25 protein-coding genes and 1 tRNA gene are annotated in these 25,284 nt (G+C 40.8%); 16 read left to right on the forward strand and 10 right to left on the reverse strand.

Annotated elements, in window-relative coordinates; all coding sequences use genetic code 11:
• The first annotated feature begins 597 nt into the window (after positions 1-597).
• The 3 genes from ACPUEN_RS17180 (at position 598) to ACPUEN_RS17190 (ending at position 3,150) form a co-directional block, all read left to right on the forward strand.
• On the forward strand, positions 598-1,764 hold the full coding sequence (locus ACPUEN_RS17180) for a CynX/NimT family MFS transporter (RefSeq protein WP_425637162.1): 1,167 nt from the start codon (positions 598-600) through the stop codon (positions 1,762-1,764).
• A 70-nt stretch (positions 1,765-1,834) separates the two neighbouring features.
• On the forward strand, positions 1,835-2,437 hold the full coding sequence (locus ACPUEN_RS17185; RefSeq protein WP_425637163.1) for a DUF2179 domain-containing protein: 603 nt from the start codon (positions 1,835-1,837) through the stop codon (positions 2,435-2,437).
• Positions 2,437-3,150: a tRNA1(Val) (adenine(37)-N6)-methyltransferase gene (locus tag ACPUEN_RS17190; protein ID WP_425637164.1), complete on the forward strand. Its 714-nt coding sequence runs from the start codon at positions 2,437-2,439 to the stop codon at positions 3,148-3,150. The genes ACPUEN_RS17185 and ACPUEN_RS17190 overlap by 1 nt, the downstream gene beginning before the upstream one ends.
• Here ACPUEN_RS17190 and ACPUEN_RS17195 read toward each other — a convergent pair.
• Positions 3,147-4,478, reverse strand: coding sequence for a saccharopine dehydrogenase family protein (locus tag ACPUEN_RS17195; RefSeq protein WP_425637165.1), 1,332 nt, complete (start codon positions 4,476-4,478; stop codon positions 3,147-3,149). The two genes, ACPUEN_RS17190 and ACPUEN_RS17195, sit on opposite strands and share 4 nt — an antisense overlap.
• Positions 4,479-4,598: 120 nt before the next feature.
• Between ACPUEN_RS17195 and ACPUEN_RS17200 the strand changes: the two genes are divergently transcribed.
• The 6 genes from ACPUEN_RS17200 to ACPUEN_RS17225 all read left to right on the forward strand — a co-directional run bounded on the left by ACPUEN_RS17200 (position 4,599) and on the right by ACPUEN_RS17225 (position 8,817).
• Positions 4,599-5,081: a cytidine deaminase gene (locus tag ACPUEN_RS17200; RefSeq protein WP_425637166.1), complete on the forward strand. Its 483-nt coding sequence runs from the start codon at positions 4,599-4,601 to the stop codon at positions 5,079-5,081.
• 172 nt (positions 5,082-5,253) lie between these two features.
• On the forward strand, positions 5,254-5,901 hold the full coding sequence (locus ACPUEN_RS17205) for an alpha/beta hydrolase (RefSeq protein WP_425637167.1): 648 nt from the start codon (positions 5,254-5,256) through the stop codon (positions 5,899-5,901).
• Between the two features lie 95 nt (positions 5,902-5,996).
• On the forward strand, positions 5,997-6,434 hold the full coding sequence (locus ACPUEN_RS17210; RefSeq protein WP_425637168.1) for a UPF0158 family protein: 438 nt from the start codon (positions 5,997-5,999) through the stop codon (positions 6,432-6,434).
• Positions 6,435-6,791: 357 nt separating this feature from the next.
• A complete protein-coding gene (locus ACPUEN_RS17215) occupies positions 6,792-7,031 on the forward strand; it encodes a hypothetical protein (RefSeq protein ID WP_425637169.1) in 240 nt (79 codons plus the stop codon).
• Between the two features lie 85 nt (positions 7,032-7,116).
• Positions 7,117-8,211, forward strand: coding sequence for a BF3164 family lipoprotein (locus ACPUEN_RS17220; protein ID WP_425637170.1), 1,095 nt, complete (start codon positions 7,117-7,119; stop codon positions 8,209-8,211).
• 99 nt (positions 8,212-8,310) lie between these two features.
• Positions 8,311-8,817 carry a GNAT family N-acetyltransferase gene (locus ACPUEN_RS17225; RefSeq protein ID WP_425637171.1) on the forward strand — a complete coding sequence of 169 codons (507 nt, stop codon included), beginning with the start codon at positions 8,311-8,313 and terminating at the stop codon, positions 8,815-8,817.
• A 50-nt stretch (positions 8,818-8,867) separates the two neighbouring features.
• Here the strand turns inward: ACPUEN_RS17225 and ACPUEN_RS17230 are convergent, their stop codons facing one another.
• A complete protein-coding gene (locus tag ACPUEN_RS17230; RefSeq protein WP_425637172.1) occupies positions 8,868-9,527 on the reverse strand; it encodes a bifunctional 4-hydroxy-2-oxoglutarate aldolase/2-dehydro-3-deoxy-phosphogluconate aldolase in 660 nt (219 codons plus the stop codon).
• 7 nt (positions 9,528-9,534) lie between these two features.
• Positions 9,535-10,530 carry a PfkB family carbohydrate kinase gene (locus ACPUEN_RS17235; protein ID WP_425637173.1) on the reverse strand — a complete coding sequence of 332 codons (996 nt, stop codon included), beginning with the start codon at positions 10,528-10,530 and terminating at the stop codon, positions 9,535-9,537.
• Positions 10,531-10,810: 280 nt separating this feature from the next.
• On the opposite strand from ACPUEN_RS17235, the gene carB reads away from it, so the two are divergent.
• Together carB and ACPUEN_RS17245 are read left to right on the forward strand one after the other, a co-directional pair.
• Positions 10,811-13,630 (forward strand): carbamoyl-phosphate synthase large subunit, encoded by a 2,820-nt coding sequence (carB, locus tag ACPUEN_RS17240; protein ID WP_425637174.1) that lies wholly within the window; start codon positions 10,811-10,813, stop codon positions 13,628-13,630.
• Between the two features lie 25 nt (positions 13,631-13,655).
• On the forward strand, positions 13,656-13,913 hold the full coding sequence (locus tag ACPUEN_RS17245) for a DUF4834 family protein (RefSeq protein ID WP_425637175.1): 258 nt from the start codon (positions 13,656-13,658) through the stop codon (positions 13,911-13,913).
• Positions 13,914-14,020: 107 nt separating this feature from the next.
• Here the strand turns inward: ACPUEN_RS17245 and ACPUEN_RS17250 are convergent, their stop codons facing one another.
• Together ACPUEN_RS17250 and ACPUEN_RS17255 are read right to left on the reverse strand one after the other, a co-directional pair.
• A complete protein-coding gene (locus ACPUEN_RS17250; RefSeq protein ID WP_425637176.1) occupies positions 14,021-15,214 on the reverse strand; it encodes a THUMP-like domain-containing protein in 1,194 nt (397 codons plus the stop codon).
• Positions 15,214-16,203 carry an aspartate-semialdehyde dehydrogenase gene (locus ACPUEN_RS17255; RefSeq protein WP_425637177.1) on the reverse strand — a complete coding sequence of 330 codons (990 nt, stop codon included), beginning with the start codon at positions 16,201-16,203 and terminating at the stop codon, positions 15,214-15,216. The genes ACPUEN_RS17250 and ACPUEN_RS17255 overlap by 1 nt, the downstream gene beginning before the upstream one ends.
• Before the next feature lie 179 nt (positions 16,204-16,382).
• Between ACPUEN_RS17255 and ACPUEN_RS17260 the strand changes: the two genes are divergently transcribed.
• The 4 genes from ACPUEN_RS17260 (at position 16,383) to scpB (ending at position 20,503) form a co-directional block, all read left to right on the forward strand.
• Positions 16,383-18,905, forward strand: coding sequence for a lamin tail domain-containing protein (locus ACPUEN_RS17260; protein ID WP_425637178.1), 2,523 nt, complete (start codon positions 16,383-16,385; stop codon positions 18,903-18,905).
• A gap of 69 nt (positions 18,906-18,974) precedes the next feature.
• Positions 18,975-19,145 carry a hypothetical protein gene (locus tag ACPUEN_RS17265; protein ID WP_425637179.1) on the forward strand — a complete coding sequence of 57 codons (171 nt, stop codon included), beginning with the start codon at positions 18,975-18,977 and terminating at the stop codon, positions 19,143-19,145.
• Positions 19,146-19,555: 410 nt separating this feature from the next.
• Positions 19,556-19,939, forward strand: a complete 384-nt coding sequence (locus ACPUEN_RS17270; RefSeq protein ID WP_425637180.1) for a TraR/DksA family transcriptional regulator — start codon at positions 19,556-19,558, stop codon at positions 19,937-19,939.
• Between the two features lie 3 nt (positions 19,940-19,942).
• Positions 19,943-20,503, forward strand: a complete 561-nt coding sequence (gene scpB / locus ACPUEN_RS17275; protein WP_425637181.1) for an SMC-Scp complex subunit ScpB — start codon at positions 19,943-19,945, stop codon at positions 20,501-20,503.
• Here scpB and ACPUEN_RS17280 read toward each other — a convergent pair.
• The 4 genes from ACPUEN_RS17280 to era all read right to left on the reverse strand — a co-directional run bounded on the left by ACPUEN_RS17280 (position 20,500) and on the right by era (position 23,668).
• Positions 20,500-21,123 carry a SprT-like domain-containing protein gene (locus ACPUEN_RS17280; protein ID WP_425637182.1) on the reverse strand — a complete coding sequence of 208 codons (624 nt, stop codon included), beginning with the start codon at positions 21,121-21,123 and terminating at the stop codon, positions 20,500-20,502. The genes scpB and ACPUEN_RS17280 overlap by 4 nt on opposite strands.
• A 63-nt stretch (positions 21,124-21,186) precedes the next feature.
• Positions 21,187-21,381 (reverse strand): hypothetical protein, encoded by a 195-nt coding sequence (locus tag ACPUEN_RS17285; protein ID WP_111611304.1) that lies wholly within the window; start codon positions 21,379-21,381, stop codon positions 21,187-21,189.
• Positions 21,382-21,458: 77 nt separating this feature from the next.
• Positions 21,459-22,772, reverse strand: a complete 1,314-nt coding sequence (gene der / locus ACPUEN_RS17290) for a ribosome biogenesis GTPase Der (RefSeq protein WP_111611305.1) — start codon at positions 22,770-22,772, stop codon at positions 21,459-21,461.
• A gap of 2 nt (positions 22,773-22,774) precedes the next feature.
• Positions 22,775-23,668 (reverse strand): GTPase Era, encoded by an 894-nt coding sequence (gene era, locus ACPUEN_RS17295; RefSeq protein WP_111611306.1) that lies wholly within the window; start codon positions 23,666-23,668, stop codon positions 22,775-22,777.
• 329 nt (positions 23,669-23,997) lie between these two features.
• On the opposite strand from era, the gene ACPUEN_RS17300 reads away from it, so the two are divergent.
• A tRNA-Met gene (locus ACPUEN_RS17300) sits at positions 23,998-24,070 on the forward strand.
• A gap of 74 nt (positions 24,071-24,144) precedes the next feature.
• Here ACPUEN_RS17300 and ACPUEN_RS17305 read toward each other — a convergent pair.
• On the reverse strand, positions 24,145-25,125 hold the full coding sequence (locus tag ACPUEN_RS17305; protein WP_425637183.1) for a GlxA family transcriptional regulator: 981 nt from the start codon (positions 25,123-25,125) through the stop codon (positions 24,145-24,147).
• Positions 25,126-25,284 lie beyond the last annotated feature (159 nt).

Consider the following 25,284-nt stretch of genomic DNA (forward strand, 5'->3'; position numbering starts at 1 on the left):
TTTGGAACCTCGAAGGTTTTGGATAAGAGTCTCCCGCGAGGGCGCAAAGGCGCAGAGCATTTAAACCTTTGAGGTTTTTTTCAAACCTCGAAGGTTTTGGCAAAACATTAAATCTCCCGCTCCCGACAGCTATACGGGAGGTGCTAAGGCGCAATTTCTTTTCCATTCAGATCGTGCCGTTGGCACTCATGTTAGATCGTCTTGGTTTGGTTACCCCGAATTTTGCTGCGCTGTATTCGGGGCTGTTACCGGTTGTGCCGTTGGCACAAGGAATAGACCATAATTAATTCATCTGAATACTATTTGTCCAATATGACGAATTGCGGTTTACATTTAGTTTCACTGCGACAATTCTCACACTTCTTCACGTTTTTAGCTCCTTGCCAACGGCAAGGCCTATAAAAGCCCAGAATGCAATTCTGGGTTTAGGATGTAGATTGTAAGCGCGAGTGCCAACGGCACGATCCGTGAAATCATCCTAGTTTCAGTCCAGATAAGAAAAACTGATGCAATATCCAGATCAAATTTCCCTAGTTTTGCCAAGCTTAATTACTCAGCAGTTTATTCTTAGTAACCCTTAATTTTTATACCTCAGTCTTGACTAAATCATTTTCCTCCCAATCACTTCTTATTACTGGAATTATCCTGATTTCGATCAATTTGCGGACTTCGATTGCGTCGGTGGGCCCGTTGATTCCATTTATCCGGGAGGACTTAGGTTTGTCCAATGGCTTGGCAGGATTTCTTACTACGCTTCCTTTGTTGACATTTGCCACATTTTCACTTTTTGCCCCTGGGATAGGAAAGCGATTGGGGATGGGGAGAGCAGTCTTCTTGGGAGTTGCTATCCTCACCACTGGGGTGATACTCCGTGTGCTAGGAGGAATTGAGTTGATGCTGTTTGGTACAGCGCTGACTGGAATAGGTATCGTGATCGCCAATGTGTTGCTTATTCCTTTGATCAAAGTGAGATTGCCGGAGAAGCTAGGCTTGATGACAGCCTTGCTTGCAACCATGATGTCGCTTTTTGCGGCAATTGCTGTGGGAATGAGTGTGCCGATTGCGGTGGATTGGGATTTTGGCTGGCGAGGATCATTGGCTTTCTGGGCTGTGTTTATGGTGTTGGCGATGATCCTATGGATTCCACAGCTGCAGCGTCCCAAGGCAAGTCTCCACCAAGTCACTGATCCTGCAAAAAACGTGTGGAAATCGAAGTTGGCTTGGCAGATTACTATTTTCATGGGTTGCCAGTCTGTGATGTATTTTACCATGGTGACCTGGCTTCCGGATATGTTGATTTCCCGAGGTTGGACTCCTGCTCAGGCTGGTTTTGTGTCTTCCATGATGCAGGTGGTTTCTCTAGTAGGGTCTTATTTTGCTCCTAATTTTCTCATCAAACTCAGAGAACAAAGCGGAGTAGTACTGGCTGTGGGAGTAGCTTATGTGTTTGGTTATTTGGGTCTTTTTGTTGAGAACGAGCTGGTGACTTACGCTTCGCTGGGAATTGTGGGGCTCTGTATGGGGTCGAGTTTGAGTATCGCATATACCTTGATCGCTTTGCGTACTGCTGAGGATCAGACTACTGCCAAACTTTCGGCAATGGTGCAGTCCTCGGGGTATTATCTGGCGGCGCTTGGACCTCTTCTTTTTGGGGTGTCACTGGATCTTTTTGATAACTGGAATGTGCTGATATTCTTCCTGTTATTCTTTGCATTGGCTTTTACCTTTTTTGGCATGTCAGCAGGCAGAGATCGTAAAATCTAATTCCAAATATTATTTCGTCCTTGATGGAATAGGGTGTAATTTTGCGGATTCAACCTGAATCCAAAATCTCATGCAAGAATTCTTTCAAACCTTCGGAATTTCTGAACAATTGTTCGATTATCTGATCATGCCCTTGCTCATATTTTGTGCAAGAGTAGGTGATGTCTCTATCAATACCCTGAGAATCATGTTTATGATGAATGGGAAAAAGAATATTGCTCCGGTTTTGGGCTTTTTTGAGGCCTTGATCTGGCTCCTTGCTATTGGTCAGATTTTTCAAAACATAGATAACCCTATGTCCTATATAGCCTATGCTGGTGGATTTGGCATGGGAACTTATGTGGGGATGTATTTTGAGGAGAAATTGGCTTTTGGTAGAGTGTTGGTTCGTGTTATCACACCAGAACCACTTCCGGAATTGATTGAATACATGAAAAACCGTGATTTCCGATTTACAAATGTGGGTGGAGAAGGTAGATTTGGAAAGGTAAACCTGCTTTTTACCGTGATGAAAAGAGAGAGTCTGACTGAATATATCACCAAAGTACAAAGCATTGATTCCAAGGCATTCTACACGATAGAAAGTGTGAAGCGTGTATCTGAAGAGGATGTAAATGTGATGGACGATAAACCACGATTCAACCTGAGTTTCTTCAGTAAGCCTCGTACTTAATGGCCAATTCCTGGTTCCAGTTTCAGCAGTTCCGAGTTAATCAAGATCGCTGTGCAATGAAAATAAGCACTGATGCGGTGATGCTTGGAACCTTGGCAGAAGTCGAATCACCGAGACAAATATTGGATGTAGGAACCGGTACTGGAGTGATTGCCTTGATGCTTGCTCAGCGATTTCCAGAAGCAAAAGTCCAAGCCGTTGAGATCGATGCAGAAGCTGCTTCTCAGGCTTTGGAGAATTTCCGTATAAATTCCTTTTCGGATCGTATGCAGCTTTGGGAGGGGAGATTTCAGGAATTTGAATCTCAGCAGAAATACGATCTGATCGTCAGTAATCCACCTTATTTTCCTGATCATCTGAAATCATCCGATGCACAGCGCAATAGGGCTTTGCATACAGACGAACTTTCCTTTCAGGATTTATTGGGAAAAGTGAATGTGCTTTTGAAAGAAGATGGGCGATTCTGGCTTATTCTTCCGCCCAGGCAAATGCAGGATTTTCAGGAAGAAGCTGGAGAAAAAGGATTGTTTGCCGAAATAAAATACACACTTCAAGACAAGCCTGGAAAGAGAATACAACGGGAAATTTGTGCTTTTTCCAGAACTCAGGAAGAGGTTGAATCTTCAGCCATTTTCTTTAAAAATGAAGATGGAACACCACATGAAAGCTATGCTAGATTAGTCTCCGGCTTTTTGCTTGGCTTCAAAGCTTAAAGTAAACGCTCTTCTTCCTTAAATCTAATTCCTCTTCTGGCTAACTCCTCTAAAATAGGGGTGTAAATTTCTGGAAGCACAGGTCTATGTAGACCTTTTAGATCCATTTTTCCATCCAGAAATAAATCTACGGCAATGGCCAGCGGAAGTCCCACCGTCTTTGCCATAGCGGTGTAAGTAGCATCTTCCCCGTAGCATACCAAACTTGATCGGATCTCTTTGATACCTTCTTCAGTTTTGATTTGGAAGAGGTGCTGCATCACGATCATGTCCTTATCTTCTGGATAGAGCTTCCAGTTTTTCTCTAAAATCGCCTGTAAAATTGCTGCAGGAGAGCCGGTTGTTTTAGGTAGTAAATCGTTGCCCAAAAATCCCAGCCACTGGATTTTTTCCCAAGTGGGAAAATCAAAATCCGGGATTAGGTTACCGAGTTTTTCTTCTACTGATAGCTCTTTGTCGTATGGTAAAAAAGAGTTGAGAAACTGCTTCATCGTGATGCTTTCAGGCAAATTCATCTGAAAACTATCATCGCACATTCCCAGCTGAACGAATACATTCCAAGCTTTGCAGAAGCCATCTCTGCGCAGCGTGCCGCGGAGCATGGTGTCAATATTTTCTAAGCCATATACCTTTCTGTAGCTCAGGGAATCCCGATTGGGATAGCCATCAAAATCTCCAAGTTCTGGAAATTGGATTGTCTCGAGCCGATTGAAAAGCTGATGATAAGGAACAAACTTTAAATCCCCTTTTTCTAGGTATCTGGATGTGCCTTGGCCGGCAAGCACCACATTTCTTGGGTTCCAGGTGAATTTGTATTTCCAGGGATTGTCTTCTGATTCCGGTGCTAGAAGCCCACCACAATAGGATTTGAAAGAGATGATTTCCTCGCCTTTTGATTTTGCAAAGTTGATGATTTGCATGGCAGACATGTGATCAATGCCTGGGTCAAGGCCACATTCGTTCAGGAAAAACAAGCCTTTTGCTTCGATGGCAGACTTCATTTCATGCATCGCATCAGATTCGTAAGAGGCGGAAAAAAAGTGCTTGTCGAAATCCAGACAATCCTTGGCCACTAGAGGATGCATAAAAGCAGGAAGCATAGAAATCACGACGTCAGCTTCTTTGATCAGAGACTGTCTGGCTCCAGTGTTCTCAATGTCCAGCTGACGGGCTTCAGTATTTGGCTGATTTTTAAGTTTTTCCTGAGCAGAAGCTAGATCGATATCTGCCAAAATCAATTTGCGGTCTTTAGCTTGGCAACTTTCCGCCAGGAAATCAATCAGAAAAATGGCAGATTTCCCGCCTCCTAAAATCAGAATGGTATGCATGGGTTGTTGAGTTACTTGGACTAAAATGGAAAATATATTTAAGGGTAAAAAATTGGAGTGAGAATATTAAAAGGAACAATTTCTTACCTTAATCGTTAGGAAAACTCCAATTAGGGAACGATGAGCAAGAAAATAAAAATAGAAGCCGAGTTTGAAGAGCTGGCTTGGGAGGAACTAAATATCGAAGAGCAGCAACTGATGATGCGTGCAAGAAAAGTGTCTGAAAGCGCCTACGCGCCTTATTCGGATTTCCATGTTGGCGCGGCTGTCCGGCTTGAGTCCGGAGAGATTCTTCAATCGAGCAATCAGGAGAACGTAAGTTTTCCTGTTGGAGTTTGTGCCGAGCGATTGGTACTTGGATACGCAGGAGCCAATTTTCCGGATCTGGCTGTGAAGGAAATAGCAATTGTAGCAAGAAGAAAAGGGGAAGAGATCTGGGCGGGAGTATCGCCTTGCGGGCTTTGTCGTCAAACGATCAATGAAACGGAAATGCGATTTAACCAGCCAATTTCTATTTTGATTCAAAATCCTGATGGAAGTGTTCTTCGTTTTCCTGGAATTCAGACGCTTTTGCCTTTTAAATTTGACGATCTGAACGCATAGAGTTTTGGTAGTTTCTTGTGGAGTATCTAGGCTTTTTTTAATTGACGTTTGTCAGATTGAGCGAAGTCGAAATCCCCCCAGCCTCCTTTGAAAGGCGGAGTTGCCTCAGATTGATCATCATTTATAGCTTCCTTGAGCTTATCTTGGATCTATTTAACATTCATATATAGTTTTGAAGAAAAGTATCAATTTTCAGTTTCAAGCACAGTATTCCATCTCCCATGAACCAACTTTTCAGGAGAAGGAAATCTGGTTGGTGTTACATGGATATGGGCAGTTGGCTGAATTTTTCATCCGAAAGTTTCAAGGTTTTGATTCTCCTGATTGGCTATTTATAGCGCCAGAAGGCACGAATTACGGCTATCTCAATGGCTTTTCCGGAAGAGTTGGGGCGAATTGGATGACTAGGCATGAACGGGAAATAGCTATTCAAAACAACCATAATTACCTGGATCTGTTGATGGAGAACCTGCTTTCGCGGTACGCTGAAACTCCAATAATTAACGTGTTGGGATTCTCTCAGGGTGCGGCAACTGCCACACGTTGGGCAAGTCGCTGGACAGGTGAGGTGGATCAATTGGTGCTATGGGCAGGCGGGTTTGCTGAAGATTTGATTTTGGGAGGGGTACGCGAGAAATTTTCAAAGACTAAACTGACGATGGTTCTCGGGGATCAGGATGAATTTATTACCCTGGAAAGCATTGATAAACAGCAGGATTTGATCAAAAATCTGGGCAAGGAAGTGAAAAAGCTTACTTTTTCCGGAGGTCACGAGATTGATATTGAAATGCTTTCAAAAATTCTTGATTCAAGTAATTAAATCCCATTATATTGGTGCTTCAATTGCTTAATTAATAATAGAATTTGATCAGAATTCGACTTTCACTATTTTTCTGAAAATTTTGTAAACCATCAATGCTTTCGCTTACTGAAAAGGAGATAGACCTTATCTCAACCCAATTACTCAAAGGAATGATCTGTTTCTATCAGATCGACAAGAAAAGAATTCATCAGATGCCGGATGACGAAGATTATTACAATTATGATCTGACTGAGGCGGAAGAGGATGTACTGGATGAGATCGAGGAAAACCCGGAGAATTATGCCGAGTTTACTCAGATGGAGCCAGCTCAGGAGCATCAGATGATGCAGGATTTTATTGACCGCCGTGTCAAAGAAAAGAACCTAGCGGATGATTTGGTAAGCTCACTGACCAAGCCAAAAGCAAATACAGCTTTTAAGTTTTTGATCGAGGATTCCAAATACAAAAAGGAATGGGCAGATTTCCGAAAGGAAAAATACTACGACTGGATCAAAGAACAAGTTGATAGTTTCAACTATACCGAAGATTAAGACATTCATAGCCGTTCAATTTTGGGCGGCTATTTTTTTGGGTTTTAACCGCAGTGGACACGGAGGGTTTCGCAGAGGGCACAGCTTGAGGCTGAGTGTCTCGCAAACTACCGAGATTCGCGGAGTATGCGGCTATCAGGCTGAGCGAAGTCGAAGCCTATGGAACACCCGTCATTAGACTTTGAAAAGAAGATTCTCTTTGAAGTAATCGTTCAGCGCTAGTATTTAGTTGATAGATTAATAGCTTAATATCAACTATTTACCGTTTGCAAAAAAAACGCCACTTTTGTAATTAACAACCTTAGTTAATTGGTTATTGTTTAGTTTAAACTATGATTTTAACCAAACAATTGTATTATGAAAAACAAAATTAAAGTATTCGGTCTAAGTTTGGGGATGACGGCAATGTCATTCGCCTTCTTTGCGGGAAATCCTACATATGCTAAAGAGGTATTGCCAGGAGAAGGAGAAGATGATTGGATTTGCTGTCAACATCCTTGGGGTACAGGCTGTACTGACAAAGACGGGTATTCATGGCCAGACGATATTAGGATTGATGGTTCTCAGCCTACTTGTACAGGCATTAGCCCAGCTTAAATATTTAGTAAATGCCAATAGACTATCTATTGGCATTTACTATTTTTTCACAATGAGAATTATTTAAATTCACATTCCTTGCTTAATGAAAAGATCAGCTATTGTCATTTTTGTTTTATCTATAGTCTCTCTAGCTTGTACAAGCTCAGGTAAAAAGGATCCCTTTGATATTGCTCCTGAAAACATATATACACTGGAGGGCGAAAAGGTAAACTATCCAAACCTAATGTCGCCTCGCAGATTGAATATAGTTGGTGAATATTTGATCATTTCGGAGAATTCTAGGGTATCTCCAAATTTACCGCTTATTCATGTTATAGATAAGAGAACATTACAATATAAATTTCCAAAGGGAATTACGGGCTTTGGACCTTTAGAAATTTCAGATGCTACACTTGTTGAGCCTGGTTTTTCAGACAGCACATTTTTAGTATATAGTAGTATAGAAAAAAAAATTACAGGATTTTTGCTGAATGACACTTCACGATTGGGGATCTCTCAAATTAGACAGCCTGAACCCATGTTTGGAATGTATAGTATGTTCCATGCAACTGATTCCACAGTGATAGGAATTATGGCGAATGACCCAAATCGTTTGGTTGAATTTTCTATTAAGGACGGAAAAAGAATTGCTGGTTACGGGAATTGGGAAAAAATTCCAAATGCTGATCACCTTATTGACTATACTGATCCTGATATAAACTATCACATGGGTGAAATCAACAAAGGCAGGTTTAAAGCGAATAGGGAATTAGGACTATTTGTAAAAGCAAACGCTTATAGAGATCGTATAGAGATATTTCATTATGGCACCAAGACTTTTGATATAGTAGAGGGACCAAGATTGGAAGTGCCAGACTTTAAGGTCAATTATTCAGGAGGCAGATCAGCAGTGATTTTTGACCCTAACTATCCTTTCGGCTATGGAGACGTTGCTATTACTCCATCTTACATTTTTGCATTATATGGAGGGTTAAGTTCAATGGAAATGAGAAGAACAAATGAAATTGCAAAGACTATTTATATTCTTACTCATTCTGGTGAAGTACTTGGGAAAATTAATTTGGATATTTCTGTAGTTGATATGGTTGTTGATGAAAAATTAGGTAAAATCTACGGCATCACTACAGATGAGGATCCTGGGATTGCTGTTTTTGATATTCCAGAGAAGTTTTTGTAAGGATATATAGCCGATTCTAATTAGGAAGGAACTCAGCGAGGGGTTCTTTTTTATTGCTCTTGAGATTAAGTTTCCGCCATTATTTCATATTTTAATTGCATGCAAAAGCTGCCTGAATTTTTTATCCGAAATACGCTTGAGCCAGGTGACCTTGGACAGGTTGCGGCATTGCATGGCAAAGTCTATTCAGAAGAGCATGATCTTGGGATAGGTTTCGAAGCCTATGTGATGGAAAGTCTGCTGGAGTTTTATCGTGCATATAATCTGAAAAGAGACAAAGTTTGGGTGGTAGAAAGTGAAGGCAAATTGGTTGGTTTTGTGCTGCTGATGCATCGACCCGCAAACCGGGCTCAGCTAAGGTATTTTATCTTGGCGAAGGAATTCCGTGGGTTTGGAATCGGCAGCAAGCTGATGAAAGAATGGATGGAGTTCTATCTAGATCGGAACTATGACGCGGCTTATTTGTACACTACGGCAGGCTTAGATGCAGCTGCTAGTCTGTATGAAAAAATGGGCTTCCGAAAGATCAGTGAAATGAAATCAAGGAATTTTGGATTGCCTTTGCTAGAGCAGTATTATGAGCTGATTACTCATCCGAAAAAGTAGAGAGTGTAAGTGGCAAGAAGTGTACTATGGCTACTTACCACTTACAATTTTTACCGAATGCTTTTAATCACTTGAAGTGTATCTGCTATTTTATTTTCCAAGAGATCGTATTGCTGATTCTTAATCCAATCTTTTTTGAAAAGCTGAGATCCCATGCCCACACAGTACACCCCAGCATCAAACCATTCTTTCAGATTTTCCTCAGTTGGCTCTACACCACCGGTTGGCATGACATGAAGCTCAGGATAGACGGACTTAGCCGCAGCCACAAAAGCCGAACCCACCACATTTCCCGGAAATGCTTTCACTAAGGTAGCGCCAAGCTTTTTAGCCTGAAAAATCTCAGACATGGTCGCGCAGCCCGGGATCCAAAAGACATCCTTTGAATTGCAAAAAACAGCTAGCTCTGGGATCAACGCTGGCGATACGATGAAATCTGCGCCAGCCTCTATGAAGGCATTTGCATCTTCAGTCGTGAAAATGGTACCAATTCCCATCACCATATCCGAATATTTGCCCGCATACTCATAAAGCTCCCTGAAAACTTCGAGTGAGTTTGATGCCCTATTGGTGAATTCAAAAACTCGAATTCCAGCTTTATAAGATGCATCAAGTACACCTTTGGCTACTTCTATATCTACATGGTTGAAAACAGGAATCATTCCTGTATCCGCCATTGCTTTTAACATTTCATTATTTGAAAATCGCATACTTATTTTATCGTAAAAGTTTACCAACATTTTTTCCTTCCACCAGCTGATTTACTTCGTCAATGGAGACGAAATTGGCATCTCCAGGAATAGAGTGCTTCAGTACGGAAGCTGCCACTGCAAAATCCAGTGCATTCTGATCGTCTGAATTGAGTAAGCCATAAATCAAGCCAGCCATATAAGCATCTCCGCCTCCGATTCTATCTACGATATGCGTCATTTCGTAGGTTTTGGATTCGAGGAGAGATTCTCCGTTCCACAGTACTCCGCTAAGGTTATTTTCAGAAGCACTTATAGAATCCCGATGCGTGGTTGACACATATTTTAAAGAGGGACACATTGACTTGGCTTTTTCACAGGCTTGCAAATAGTCGGTGTCGGTGATTCCCATGCAGTTTTCGAAGTCTGTCAAACCTGCAATAATTAAATGTGAAGGTTTGATCAAGTCAGGCATGATATCCATCGGACCCTTGCCATATTGCCAAAGGTTTCTGCGATAGTTGATGTCTGCACTGATTTTCACTCCGAGTCTTGAAGCGGCTTGTACGGCAGCTTTGCAAAGGTCAGCTGCTGCTTGCGAAACCGCAGGTGTGATGCCCGTCCAATGAAACCAATCGGCACCTTCAAATATTTTTTCCCAGTCAAAATCCTCCACATTCACCTGGGCAAAAGCAGAGTCAAAGCGGTCATAAATGATTTTTGAGGAGCGCTGCATTGCACCATTTTCTACAAAATAAACGCCCATTCTTCCTTCGTTGAATCGAATGAAAGAAGTGTCTACTCCCGAAAATCTCAAGGTGTTTACTGCTGCTTTTCCAATATCATGATCTGGAAATGAAGTGACGTGAGCTGCTGATAACCCCCAGTAGGCAAGAGAAACAGCTACATTTGCTTCTGCTCCTCCATAATTCACTTCGTAGGATTGAGAATTAACAAAGCGCTCATAACCTGGAGTAGAAAGCCTAAGCATGATTTCGCCAAGCGTAATTATTCTTTTATGCATCTGTAGGATGTTTTACAAATTTGGATTTATCAGAAAATTGAGATCAATAATTAAATTCCTCATGATCTTAATGATTAGACAATAATAAATGCCATTTATTGGTTTACCAATAAATCCGATTCAATTCTTTGCCAAAAACGAAATAATTGTAAGTGAAATTTGCAGTAAATTCAATGGTGTTTTTGGATTTCTTTCTGATTTTACCGTGCCCCTTCAGAATATTTTTCTAATTTTGCCCCAATTTGGACTTAAGCAAAACTTTCTCATCAATCCCTCTCTAATGCCTAAAGATAGCAGTATAAAGCACGTTCTCATCATTGGTTCAGGTCCCATCGTCATAGGTCAAGCTTGCGAATTTGATTACGCAGGTTCGCAGGCAGCTAGGTCTCTTCGTGAAGAAGGGATCATTGTTACCCTGATCAACTCGAATCCGGCGACTATCATGACTGATCCTGTCACGGCCGACAATGTTTATTTGCTTCCTTTGGAAAAGAAATCCATCGTACAAATCCTCAAAGATCATCCAGACATCGATGCTGTTCTTCCTACTATGGGAGGGCAAACTGCATTGAACCTGGCTATAGACTGCGAAAAAGGCGGTGTATGGGCGAAATACGGGGTCAATATGATCGGAGTAGATATCGATGCGATTGACACTGCCGAGAACCGTGAGAAATTCAAAGCGTTGATGGAAAAAATCGGCGTGGGCGTTTGTAAAGGTGCAACGGCTACTTCCTTTCTTCAAGGAAAAGAAATCGCCCAAGAAATAGGCTTTCCACTGATAATCAGAGCCTCCTATACTCTAGGTGGAGCTGGTGGAGCATTTGTGGAAAAGGAAGAAGATTTTGAAGGGGCACTAGTAGCAGGTCTTCAAGCCTCTCCAGTTCACGAAGTGCTGATTGAGCAAAGTATTCTTGGCTGGAAAGAATACGAGCTGGAAGTGATGCGTGATAATATCGGCAACATGATCGTGATCTGTTCTATTGAGAACTTTGATCCGATGGGTGTGCATACTGGTGATTCTATCACGGTGGCACCTGCGATGACCTTGCCTGATACGACCTTTCAGCGTATGAGAAACTATGCGATCACGATGATGAATAGCATCGGGAATTTTGCAGGTGGCTGTAATGTGCAGTTTGCTGTAAGCCCGGACAATTCTGAAATCATAGGTATCGAGATCAACCCACGAGTTTCCCGATCTTCTGCTTTGGCTTCGAAAGCAACTGGATACCCAATTGCGAAAGTAGCGGCAAAACTAGCAATCGGTTATAACTTGGATGAGTTGAAAAACTCCATTACCGGAACCACCTCAGCATTTTTTGAGCCTTCCATAGATTATGTAATTGTGAAAGTTCCTCGTTGGAACTTCGATAAATTCAAAGGTTCCGACAGAAGACTAGGCCTTTCTATGAAGTCTGTAGGTGAAGTGATGGGCATAGGAAGAAACTTCCAAGAAGCCCTTCAGAAAGCCTGTCAGTCCCTTGAAATCAAAAGAAATGGTCTAGGCGCAGATGGCAAAGAACTTCGTAATCAAGAAGAGATACTTTACTCTCTTGCTAATCCTAGCTGGAACAGATTGTTTCACATCTACGACGCATTCAAACTTGGAATCTCTTTCCGTACCATTCAGGATCTGACTAAGATCGATAAGTGGTTCTTGAAGCAGATCGAAGAATTGATTCACTTGGAAAAGGAAATTGAGAAATATAAACTAGATACAATCCCTCTTGATTTGATGGATCTAGCTAAGCGTAAAGGCTATGCAGATCGTCAAATCGCTCACTTACTTGATTGCTTGGAAAGCGAAGTTTTTGACAAGCGCTACACAGAAATGGGTATTAAGAGAGTTTATAAATTAGTTGATACTTGCTCCGCAGAATTTGAGGCGAAGACTCCATATTATTACTCTTCTTTCGGTACTGAAAATGAGTCTATCAAATCAGATCGTAAAAAAGTAGTCGTTCTTGGATCTGGGCCAAATAGAGTAGGTCAAGGAATCGAGTTTGATTACTCTTGTGTTCACGGCGTCTTGGCAGCCAAAGAATGTGGCTACGAAACAATCATGATCAACTGTAACCCTGAGACCGTTTCAACTGATTTTGATATCGCCGATAAGTTATACTTCGAACCAGTATTCTGGGAGCATATTTACGAAATCATTCTTCACGAGCAGCCTGAGGGTGTGATCGTCCAATTGGGTGGTCAAACAGCCCTGAAGCTTGCTGAGAAAATGGATAAATACGGAATCAAGATCATCGGAACTAGCTTTGAAGCCTTGGATTTGGCAGAAGATAGAGGAAGATTCTCCAGTTTATTGAAAGATCTTGATGTTCCTTATCCTGAGTTTGGAACGATTCATAATACAGACGAAGCCCTTGAGCTTTGCAAGACAATTGGTTTCCCGCTTTTGGTTCGCCCGAGCTACGTGCTAGGTGGACAGGGTATGAAAATCGTGATCAACGAAAAAGAACTTGAGCAGCATGTAGTGGATGTCTTGAGAGATATTCCGAATAATGAGATCCTGCTAGATCACTTCCTGGAAGGTGCAATTGAAGCTGAAGCTGATGCGATCTGTGATGGTGAGAATGTGTACATCATCGGGATCATGCAGCACATCGAGCCTGCTGGAATTCACTCCGGTGATTCATATGCGGTGCTTCCTCCATACAACTTGGGGGATTTGGTGATTCGTCAGATCGAAACTTATACTGAGAAAATTGCCCTTGCACTGAAAACTGTAGGGTTGATCAACATCCAGTTTGCAATCAAAAATGACAAGGTTTATATCATCGAAGCAAACCCAAGAGCTTCCCGTACAGTGCCATTCATTTGCAAGGCATACAGAGAACCTTATGTTAACTATGCCGTAAAGGTGATGTTGGGAGAGAAAAAAGTAACTGATTTTGAATTCAAGCCTTACAAAAAGGGTTATGCTATCAAGGAACCAGTTTTCTCTTTCCATAAATTCCCGAAAGTGAACAAAGAATTGGGTCCTGAAATGAAGTCTACTGGTGAAGCGATCTACTTTATCGACGATCTGATGGATGATTATTTCTTGAAAATCTACGCAGAGAGAAATCTCTACTTGAGTAGATAAACAACTAATAAAACCGTATAGTATTGTGTGGAAATTTCTTGTAATAGTTCTCGGAGTTGGTTGGCTGCTTGGCCAACTAATCCGATATTTTCTTAGAAGCAAATTGGCCAAATTTGCGCAACATGTAAACGAAGTCGCAAAAGAAGAACAGCGAGCTAAACGACATGCTTCTGCTGCAAAGGATGAAATCATCGTAGATTACGTTCCTCAGAAACAGAAAGAAAAAAAGAGTCATGATATTAAAGGCGGAGAATACGTCGATTATGAAGAAGTGAAGGAGTAATCCTTCACTTTTTTTATTTTTAATAGCATAGTCCACTAAGGTTTCGCAAAGTTCGCAATCCTAAGAGTTATTGAGGGTTTGACATCCCTATGCTAATCAAAAGGTTCTTATTCAGGCATAGCAATTTTACACCAAAAAACCTTAAAACCACTTTGGGTTTTGGTCCCAATTAAAAAGTCATTTCCTCCATCTTTTACGCCAAGTTTTTTTTTCAACTCTTCCGAGCCACTGGCATAATTCCGTGTGATCACATTTATCTTTCCCGAAGTAAATAGCTTTTTGATCTCCCCTTTCTTGGGCTGTACTTCTTGAACTACTTCGAATACTCTTGCAGGGATATCGACCTGAAAATCAGCGGAGGTGTACAAATGGCTATTTGAGTCCAGCTTTTTCAATCCGAATCGAGCTCCAAAAGTCTTAAATGCTCCTGCTTTCAGTACTCCAGAAAAAGGCTCAATTAAATACTTTTCTACTTCTCCATATTCAGACTGGCTGTTCTCTTCTTCAGTTGGCTCAAAAGAAAAACTGCTTTCTTTAGCTCCCAAGTCATTAGCTTCAATTGTTAAAGGAACTTCAGGTGCTTCCTTCTTCCAATGTAAAAGCAATTCTTTCACTTCATTTTTTACAGATAGTACCTGAACTTTTTGAATATCAGGGAGCTCAGAAAGTGCCTGCGTAATATCCAGCATCGGTGACACTTTCAGCAAAATCGAATCTGCCTTACTTTTCATCATTTCCCAAGAACTGACCACATCAGGCTCGCACTCCTGAAGTTTGTAGAGCTTCTGATTCCCTTTTCCCCTACGCGCAGGATCGGCATAGATAAGATCAAAGTGTGTATCCGTCTTCGCTAAAAAAGCTAATCCATCACCTTTTACAATTTCAAATTTCTTTGGTGCTAAAACTTCTAGGTTGTGCTCTACTAGTTCTGCCAGCTCCTCCTGCTGTTCACAGTAAATGGCTTTTTCGAAGGCTTTATTTAAATAGTAACTATCCACACCAAAACCACCAGTGAGGTCAATCATCAGTTGACCGCTTTTATTTCTAGCTTTGAATTCGGCAGTTTGTTCGGAGGAACTTTGCTCCAGAGATATTGAAGCGGGGAAAATTATCCTCGAGTTCGCAGACCAAGAGGGAAGTTTCTTGGTTGCTTTTTGTCGTGCGGAGATTTGCTGCACGGCAGCTCTGAGGTCAAAGTCTGTTTTTTCCTGATATCTAAAAAGCAAAAATGCAGGATCTTCCCTAAGATGATCCTGCACAAATTGTTGGAAGTCGGCCCGATGATATTGGGTCAAATCCATTAAATCAAGCCGTTTGCGAGCGCGTATTCAGCGATTTGCACGGCGTTGGTTGCAGCGCCTTTTCTAAGGTTATCCGCCACAATCCACATATTTAACGTATTAGCCTGAGATTCATCTCTTCTCAATCGGCCTACAAATACCTCGTCTTTTTTATGCGCTGTGATCGGCATAGGATAAATGAAGTTTGCCGGATCGTCCTGTACGATTACGCCAGGCGCTGCAGCAAGTAGTTCACGAACTTCCGCCAAATCAAAGTCTTCTTTGAACTCCACGTTTACTGATTCAGAGTGGCCTCCCATGGTTGGGATTCTTACTGTTGTTGCAGTTACTTGTATAGTATCGTCACTGAAGATTTTCTTGGTTTCCTTGATCATCTTCATCTCTTCCTTCGTGTAGCCATTTTCTTGGAACACATCAATGTGAGGAAGTACGTTCATGTCAATCTTATGCGGATAGACCATTTCAGCTTTTTTACCAGCACGTTCAGCCATCATCTGTTCCACCGCTGCTATGCCGGTACCTGTCACAGACTGGTAAGTAGACACTACGATTCTCTTGATGCCGTAGCGTTCACGCAAAGGCGCAAGTGCTAATACCATTTGAATGGTAGAGCAATTCGGGTTAGCTATGATCTTATCTGTTTTGCTTAATTCGTTCGCGTTGATTTCAGGAACAATCAGTTTTTTAGTAGGATCCATTCTCCACGCAGAAGAATTGTCAATCACGATCGTACCAACTTCAGCGAATTTTGGCGCCCACTCAGTAGAAGTGCTTCCACCAGCAGAAAATATAGCTACTTCAGGTTTCAATGAAACAGCTTCAGCAAGACCGATGACAGTGTAAGGTTTACCCTTATATGGAATCTGTTTACCTACTGATCGCTCGCTGGCGACTAATAGAAGTTCGTCAAAAGGGAAGTTGTGCTCTGCGAGCACCTCTAGGATTTCTGAGCCTACCAAGCCGGTAGCTCCTACCACTGCTAATTTCATCTGCTTCTGCTTAAAAGTAGTTGTTGAAAATTTTTGAAGCACAAAAGTAAGGGCTACTAATTCATTTTCAGGCCTGTATTCCAAAAATTTTAATCAAAATCGAATAAATTCCAACAAAGCCTGTAGTTTGAGATCGTTTTGATAAGTATATTTAGTCTAGACTTTTTAATTGACTTATTATGATTGGCTTATTTTTTATTTGGCAATTGTTCTATTTTTCTGCTTTTGTTCAATCAGAAACAAACCTGACTACGGGCAGTAATCAAGTTCAGGATTTCGAATCTGAAATTTCTATTCAAAGCTACCCTGATGAGTTTTTGCCAAGTTGGTATGCTAATGAAATTAGAAGTACTTCCTCTCGCATTTATCAAGCAAATGGGTTGGGGAAAAATGGCAGTAAAGCTTTAGCCGTTCAGCCAATCTCTACTTTTGACGGTGAAGTGATTATTCGTCTTTCTCCTCAAGAATTTGATGATCCTAAAGTTCGGTTTTGGGCAAGGTCGGTCAAAAACGGAACTGGTGATCGACCTGCTTTGGTTTCATTTCGATGGGGAGAGCAGCTGATGGGGAATTATTCAGTTCGAGAAATTCTTGCTGGAGCAAATGAATTTGGGAATGAGGACCAGGAATTCAGATTGTTTGAGTTGGAATTACCAGATGAATATAATGGTGCCGAGGAAATTTTCCTTATGCTAGAAATCCGTTATGGACCTGGGTCAGGAAGCTGCGCAAAATGGCTGATGGATGACTTTGAGTTTGGAGAATTTTTAGCGGATACAACGCCTCCAAAGATTACAAGGGTTCGTGGGTATGATGAAGGACAAATTGAAATTCAGTTTGATGAAGCGGTAGATCCAGTCTTTTCTGAATTTGCATTTAACTATAGCATGAGTGAACTAGAACCGTCATTTGTGAATAGGAAGTCAGATTCCCTGGTGTATTTAAATTTCGTTGAAAAGCTTGAACATGGGAGAAGCTATGAGTTGAAAGTATCCAAGATTCCGGATTTGGAAGGAAACTTTCTAAAGGATACCCTAATTTCCTTTCAGTTTTTTGATCCGACTTTTATCTCTTACAAAACCCTTGTGATCAATGAAATCATGCCAGCTCCAAAAGCCGATCTTGATCTTCCAAATATTGAATATGTAGAGATTTTTCATGCTGGGGAATATCCTATTCGTCTAGAAGGGTTGTCCTATTCCAATTCTCGATCGACTGTGGTTTTGCAGGAGGCATGGATTCAGCCAAATGAGTTTTTTCTTTTGGCACCAGAAAATCAAGCTTCACAATTGAAAGAATATGGTGAAGCCATAGGTGTTAAATCTTGGCCGACATTGTTAAATTCAGGCGATCAATTGAATTTGAAAGATGATCAGGGAAATGTGATCGACATAATTTCTTACTCAACGAGTAGTTGGGCTGGAAGTGAATTTGCAAACGGTGGATACAGCCTAGAAGTAGCTAATCCATTTTATGCCTGTGAGCAAAATGATTTGTTGAGAGCTTCAATTGACCCGCTTCGGGGTACTCCTGGACGGCAGAATTCAGTATTTGATTTGACTCCTGACGAGACAGAACCAGTTCTTAACTCTTATGAATTCATCACTTCGAAAAGTCTTTTGCTGACATTTTCCAAACCAATTCTTTCTGGATTTGATAATTCAGGTTTTGAGTTGGATCCAAGTTTGGAGATAGATTCTATTATTCAGCCAAATTCCAGCCAAGTTCATATTGTCTTCGCTTCGGAAGTTGCTGCCAATACAATTTATAAACTGAGCATAAATAATTTGTCTGATTGCTCTGGGAATGAATATGTCCAAGTCGAGCCTTTGGAGCTCGTATTGCCTGTGGATGCAAAGATTGGCGATGTGTTGATCAATGAACTTCTCTTTAACCCGAGGACAGGTTCACCCAAGTTTGTAGAGTTGGTCAACATCACAGATAATTTTTTAGAGTTGAAGCATTGGAAACTTGCAAATCTTGATGAAACTGGAGGAGCGGATCAGGTAAAAAAAATCAGCGAATCTTCAGTTATTATTCCACCCAAAGGCTTTCTAGCGATCACTACCAGCCCAGAACAATTGAAGCTAGATTACCCCAAATCTACATTCTCAGAATTCATAAAAATAGCAACCCTTCCTAGCTATCCAATAGCTGGTGGAACTGTGGTTTTATTGGATTCAGCTGGAGTTTTGGCTGAGGCTTTTTCTTACTCAGAAGATCTCCATCACCCATTGTTGAGGGATCCGAAAGGTGTTTCTCTAGAGCGGCTTTCGACGGAATCTCCAGCTTCTTTATCAGCAAATTGGCACTCCGCCTCAGCAATTGAGGAATATGCCACTCCAGGGCGAAAGAATTCTCAGTTGATTTCCGGAGAATTCGAAGGAGAGTTGATTCTAATTGACCCAGAAGTCTTTGACCCGGAAGGAAGCAATGGAAATACATTTACCTCTATTCGTTACGAGCTTGATCAAGCTGGGTGGATCGGGAGTTTTCGGATTTATTCTACTACAGGTCAGTTGATGGCATCACTAGCTCAAAATGAGCTATTGGGTGTGTCAGGTTTGTTTACTTGGACCGGTACAGATAGTAAGGGAAAAATCGTGAGACCTGGTTATTACATACTGCTGGTAGAATTATATGACCTCTCTGGAAAGCTGAAAACAGTTCGAAAATCGATTATCGTGGCAACAAGATTGTAATTTTAATAGAGGGTTTTTTGAGTTTCAATCTTAGAAAATAGTATCTTAAGAGACTAACACCCCAAAATCATGGCTAAAGATCTTATTACCGAAGCTTTGCAGACGATTCACCTGCAACATGGCAAAGACCTCAAAGAGGTTGGCCAATACCTGAATATGAAATATCGGATTGATGTTGAACCTGTGGTTTTGCAGAAACGATTACAGAAAATGTTACAGGAAGAAAAAGCCGTCGCATGACGGTTTTTTATTTTACTTGATCTATTCAAGGTCAAATAATTTGATCCTGTATATTAATTTTTCAACAGGAATTACACAATTGAATATATCCTTTCAGATGTTTCTATTGTTAAAATTTTTCTACAAACTAAATGGTGGTTTACAAGATTGGGCTTGTAGTGTTTTGATTATCAGCTTTTTGAAACATTTCCTAAGGTTTGATTTCACTTTTTAGTGTCTTTGGACGTAAATAATGCATGTTTTTGTCATGGTAAGACCATCATGCCTCTTGCTTATGAATATAATTCTGGAGTGAAATTTTCATGTAAAAGCTGTGTCTTGAATCCTTGTAAATCCAACCCGTAAATGTATTTTAGGGAACTATTTCTAAAATGAACCGTCCCAATACTGTTATCTAATATTAGTTGGCTATGAGCAAGGAAGAAAAGACCGCATATTCTCAGGAAGAATTACAAGAATTCGAGGGGATAATATTAAAGAAACTTCAAAGTGCAAAAGAGGAACTTCACGCCTTGAAAGAGTCATTGAGTAAGAAAAATGATAGTGGCACTGACTACACAGCTTCTACCTCCAAATTACTGGAAGATGGCGCTGATACACTTGAGCGTGAGAGTCAGAACCAACTGGCAGCTAGACAGCAAAAGTTTATCTATAATCTGGAAAATGCGTTGATCCGTATCAAAAATGGCACTTATGGTATTTGTGTTGATACAGGAAAACTGATCGCAAAAGAAAGATTGATGGCTGTCCCACATACGATGCATTCTATCGAAGCAAAACTCGCTAAAAAGTAAGTTTTGGATTTTCTCCATAGGCATATTGAAGCATTGATTTTTTGTGCTCCAGATCCTTTACCCAAGGAGGAGATAAAAAAATGCCTTTCAGAAATGTTTGAGGCTGAGATTCCTATGGAGCATATTGATGAGGCGATTGATGAATTGATCGAAAAATACCTTTCAGAGGAATTTTCATTTCAATTGGAGCAATCAGGAGGAGGATATCAATTTTTGACAAAGCCAGCCTATCAAACCTCTATCAGCATCCTTCTTCGACAGCAATCTCAGAAGCGACTGTCAACTGCGCAGCTTGAGACGCTGTCTATTATTGCTTATAAGCAACCAGTAACCAAGGGTGATATCGAACAAATTCGGGGAGTAAATAGTGATTACTCAGTGCAAAAGCTATTAGAAAAAGAACTAGTCGATATCAAGGGGAAGTCAGAAGGCGTTGGGAGGCCTATGTTATATGGTACCTCCCGGAAATTCATGGAATACTTTGGCATAAATTCACTTTCTGAATTGCCTCAGCCAAAGGATTTTTCTCAGCCAGACAATCAAATAGGAGAGGAACGGGATTAAGCGCTTGGTTTTACTTTAGCCATTTGCGCTATCAAATATTTTCTACCGGAATTTATCTCCTCACATAACACGCGTGTTCTCCGTGTTTCTCCTTTTTCAAATTCTCTTCCTGATAACAAAAACCTACTTCCAGGCTTCAAATCAGAAAGGAAAATGACATCAGAGTGAATACTTTTTTCATCATATTTACTCATTTCCTTCATCAGAAATAGATCACGCGACGAGCTGGCCTTAGGGTTACTCATGTGCTTGCGCAAAGGAATGAGTAGATCGATAGGAAAAATCTCCGTTGAGAGGATAGGGAACATTAATCGTTGAAAAGTAGATTTCCATTCCATTCCATGGGGTGCGATAGTTCGGCCATATCGTACATAGGCGTGAAGATGAGCAACTTCATGAATGTATGTAAGCAGAAACTGATAGGGGTTGAGATCAGCGTTGATAGTGATCGTTTGGATCGTTCTGTCAGAGCGAAATCTAAAATCTCCCAACTTTGTTTTTCGCGAAGCAGTAGTTTGAAACGAAAACTGTTCTTTTTCCCAAAGATCCACGGCATAGTCGACAGCAAAGGAGGGGATTCTTTTAGAAAGGATTTGTCTGAGTTGATCTGAACCGCTCATTTCGAAAAGTACAAAAAAAAGAGCCCCGACATGCGGGGCTCAATACATTTAGGAAGGGAAGAATTATTGAGCAGGCTCAACAACCTCAGCAGTCTCTACTACAACAGTAGTATCAGCTTCGATAATGATTTCTTCCTCTACAACTGGCTCTTCAACTACCTCGATAGTCTCAACAGTCTCTTCTTTAACTTCTTTGTTACCGCATGAAGCTACAGCGAACATGCTAGCGATTGCGAAAATTGCAAATACTTTTTTCATTTTTTGTGGTTTTCTTAATTACTCTGCAAATGTATTACAGTTTTGATCAATAAAACAATAGGGATGCAAATATATTTTTATTTGTTTTTGTAAATAATTTTTACCGGAACTCCCTCGAAATCAAAGTTTTCCCGAAGCCTATTTTCAAGGTACCTTGTGTATGGGGATTTGATGTATTGAGGTAGGTTACAAAAGAATGCAAACACGGGGTTTTTTGTAGGAAGCTGTGTGGAATATTTGATTTTGATGTATTTCCCTTTCCATGCTGGTGGTGGGTATCTTTCGATTTCCGCGAGCATAACATCATTCAATTTAGAGGTGGCAATGCGACGAGTTTTGTTTTCGTAGACTTTCACTGCCAGCTCAATTGCCTGGAAAATTCGTTGTTTTTCTAGTACTGAAGTAAAGATGATCGGGATCCACTTGTTTTCACCCAATTTCTCCAACATATCATCTTTGATCTTGCCCATGGTTTTATGATCTTTTTCGATCAAGTCCCACTTATTAACCATGATCATTACGCCCTTATTGTTTTTAATTGCAAGAGAAATCAGATTCATATCCTGTGCTTCCATTCCTCTGGTGGCATCCACCATTACCATTACTACGTCGGATTCTTCCAAAGTCCTTAATGAACGCATGACCGAATAGAATTCTACATCCTCAGTGACCTTGGACTTTTTTCTGATTCCAGCAGTATCTGTAATGATGAAGTCTTGCCCATAGAGTTGATAGCGCGTGTGGATAGAATCTCTTGTGGTTCCTGCTTCATCCGTTACTATAGAACGGTCTTTGCCTATCAAGGCATTCAAGAAGGAAGATTTTCCTGCGTTCGGTCTTCCAAGAATCGAAATCTTTGGAGTATCAGCATCAGGATCTTCGATTCCTTCGTCTTCAAAGTGGGTGATTACGGCGTCCAAAAGCTCTCCAGTACCACTTCCACTTGCAGAAGCAACAGGATAGACCTCAAAGTCACTCACTCCTAATGCATAAAACTCATGAGCAGCGAAGCTTTTTTCTTGATTATCAGCTTTGTTGGCAACAACATAGATCGGCTTCTTACTGGATCGAAGTTCTTTTGCGAACTCACTGTCCAGATCTGTGAGTCCCGTATGACAATCAACAATAAATAAAATCACATCAGCTTCTTCGATAGCAAGCTTTACCTGCTTACGGATCTCTGCCTCATACATATCATCTGAGCCAGTAACATATCCTCCAGTATCAATTACTGAAAAGAATTTACCAGCCCATTGCGCATGTCCGTAGTGACGATCACGCGTCACGCCACTCATGTTATCCTCAATCGCCTTTCGTTCTTCTACCAGACGGTTGAAAAGAGTGGATTTGCCCACGTTAGGTCTTCCTACAATCGCTACTATATTTGCCATGATCAGGTTGGGTCGTACCCAAATTTTTTCAGTTTCAATTTATTTTTTCTCCAGTCTTGCTCCACCTTCACAAAGGTTTCAAGGAAGACTTTCTTGCCGAAGAACTTTTCCAATTCTTCACGGGCTTGTATCCCTACTTTCTTTATTGCAGCACCTTTGTCTCCAATGATTATTCCTTTTTGGCTATCTCGTTCTACATAAATTATAGCACGGACACTAATGATGTTTTTTTTCACTTTAAAGTCTTCTATTGAGACTTCAGAGCTGTATGGGATTTCTTTTTTGTAATTCTCAAATATTTTTTCGCGGATAATCTCAGAGGCAAAGAACCGCTCAGATCGATCTGAAAGTTCCGCTTTATCATAAAATGCCGGATGCTCAGGAAGTCTGTCGAGAATTTCTTGCATGATTTTGTCCGTATTGAATTTTTCTCCTGCGGAAATTGGAATTACTAACTCAGACTTAATTCTCGATGTCCAGTAGGCAGTAATTTCTTCCAGCTGACCTGGTTTTGCTAAGTCAATCTTATTGATAACTAGTAAAACAGGCACGCCAGACTCGTTGATTTTCTCTATCACATGCTCAATATCCGCATCTGTCTCATAAAGATCTGTGACAAAAAGAATGATGTCAGCATCTTCAAGCGAGATATTTACGAAGCTCATCATGTTCTTCTGCAGCTCGTATTGTGGCTTGAGCATTCCAGGAGTATCCGAAAATACAATCTGGTAATTATCAGCATTCGTCAATCCAATAATCCTGTGCCGAGTAGTCTGAGCCTTGGATGTAATGATAGAAAGCCGCTCACCTACCAAGATATTCATCAATGTAGACTTGCCCACATTTGGTTTTCCTATGATGTTGACGAAGCCTGCCTGATGTTTTGGTAAATCCATTGTAGAAATTTTTTACAAAGGTACTTGATTTTTAGAGACTCCAGACGTTTTTGGAGTTTTGGCGAAATAAAATTTGGCTTCAAGAACGTCTTAAATGTCTGCCTTCTAATCATTGATGTAATCGATTGATTGACAAATGTCTGCTCATATTTTCGAGAAAATTATTCCAATTGAATTAGGACTCACATGTTGAAATTTGATGCCGGAGTAATAATATTTTTCTTATCTCTAGTTTGCATTACAAAAATAAACACCTACTTTTGTATCACAATTAGCCACAAGGGCAGATTTAGATAAGAGAAAATAAGCATTAAGCTTTAAAAATATATCGCGGGGTGGAGCAGTTGGTAGCTCGTCGGGCTCATAACCCGAAGGTCATTGGTTCGAGTCCAATCCCCGCTACTACGAAGCCGGTCAGAAATGATCGGCTTTTTTGCTTTTATAAAAATAATGGAAGGAGATTCTCATTACTTGTCTCAATTCATCCTTACCAACTTGTTGTATTTATTCCTGTACTCAATCGGAGTGAGGCCTGTGATTTTTTTGAAAGTAGTCCGAAAGGCTTTTGTATCCGTGTATCCCACATCAAACATTACTTCTGAAATATTTTTAAGGGAAGTTTCGAAGCTTCTTTTTGCTGCTTCCACTTTCACCCGCTGAATGTATTCCAGCACAGAATTATTGGTAACCCGCTTGAATCTACGCTCAAAGCTCCTTCTTCCAACAGCTACTTCATCAGCCAGTGCATTGACAGTAATCCTTTCTTCCAGTTTTTTTTCTATGTATTCCTGAGCTTTTTTCACAGCTTCATCCTGATGCGATTTTTGACCTTTAAACATGGAGAAGGAATTCTGGCTATCTCTGTCTATATCTATGGCAAAATACTTGGCTGTCAGAATTGCGATTTCCCGATCTGCATATTTTTCTACCAAGTGCAGTAATAAGTTCCAGTAAGAATTGGCTCCGCCACTGGAATATATGCCATTTTCTTCCGTCACAATAGCTCCATCCTGAACTTCCACTTCAGGATAGAACTCGCGAAAAAGATTTGTAAATCCCCAATGTGTAGAACATTTTTTGCCATCCAGCAGACCTGTAGCTGCCAGCAGAAATGCGCCTACGCAAAGAGATGCGATTTCAGTTCCGGATTCATATTGAGCTTTTATCCAAGGAATGTAGGCTTTGTTTGCTTCTACAGCCATTTTCATATCTCCAAAAAGTGCAGGAATCACCACCAAATCGGGTTTCGTTGCATTATCTAAAAGTTGATTTGGAAAAACGGAATAGCAGTCACCGTTTAATTTAACTTCTCGATTCAATCCGACCAATTCTACCTTGAAAAGTGGAGTGCCTCCTGATTTGACCATGAAATCATTAACAGCAGAAAAACAATATTGGGGATCCGCAATTGCCTGTAAAACAGATTGTTCAGGAACTAGAATAGCAATGTTCTTCATGTGTTTTTAATTGAATTCGTTTGGCTAAATAGCCTTTGCTAATTTCGATTCAGGAGAAACTCGTATGATTAACAATTAACTTAACCTCTCATGCTGAAGTCATGCTCTATTATCATAAGTTGAATTTAATATTTCCCGTCGCAATTCGCCCATTATTTG

This window comes from Algoriphagus yeomjeoni (assembly GCF_049821175.1).
GTDB classification, from domain to species: domain Bacteria; phylum Bacteroidota; class Bacteroidia; order Cytophagales; family Cyclobacteriaceae; genus Algoriphagus; species Algoriphagus yeomjeoni_A.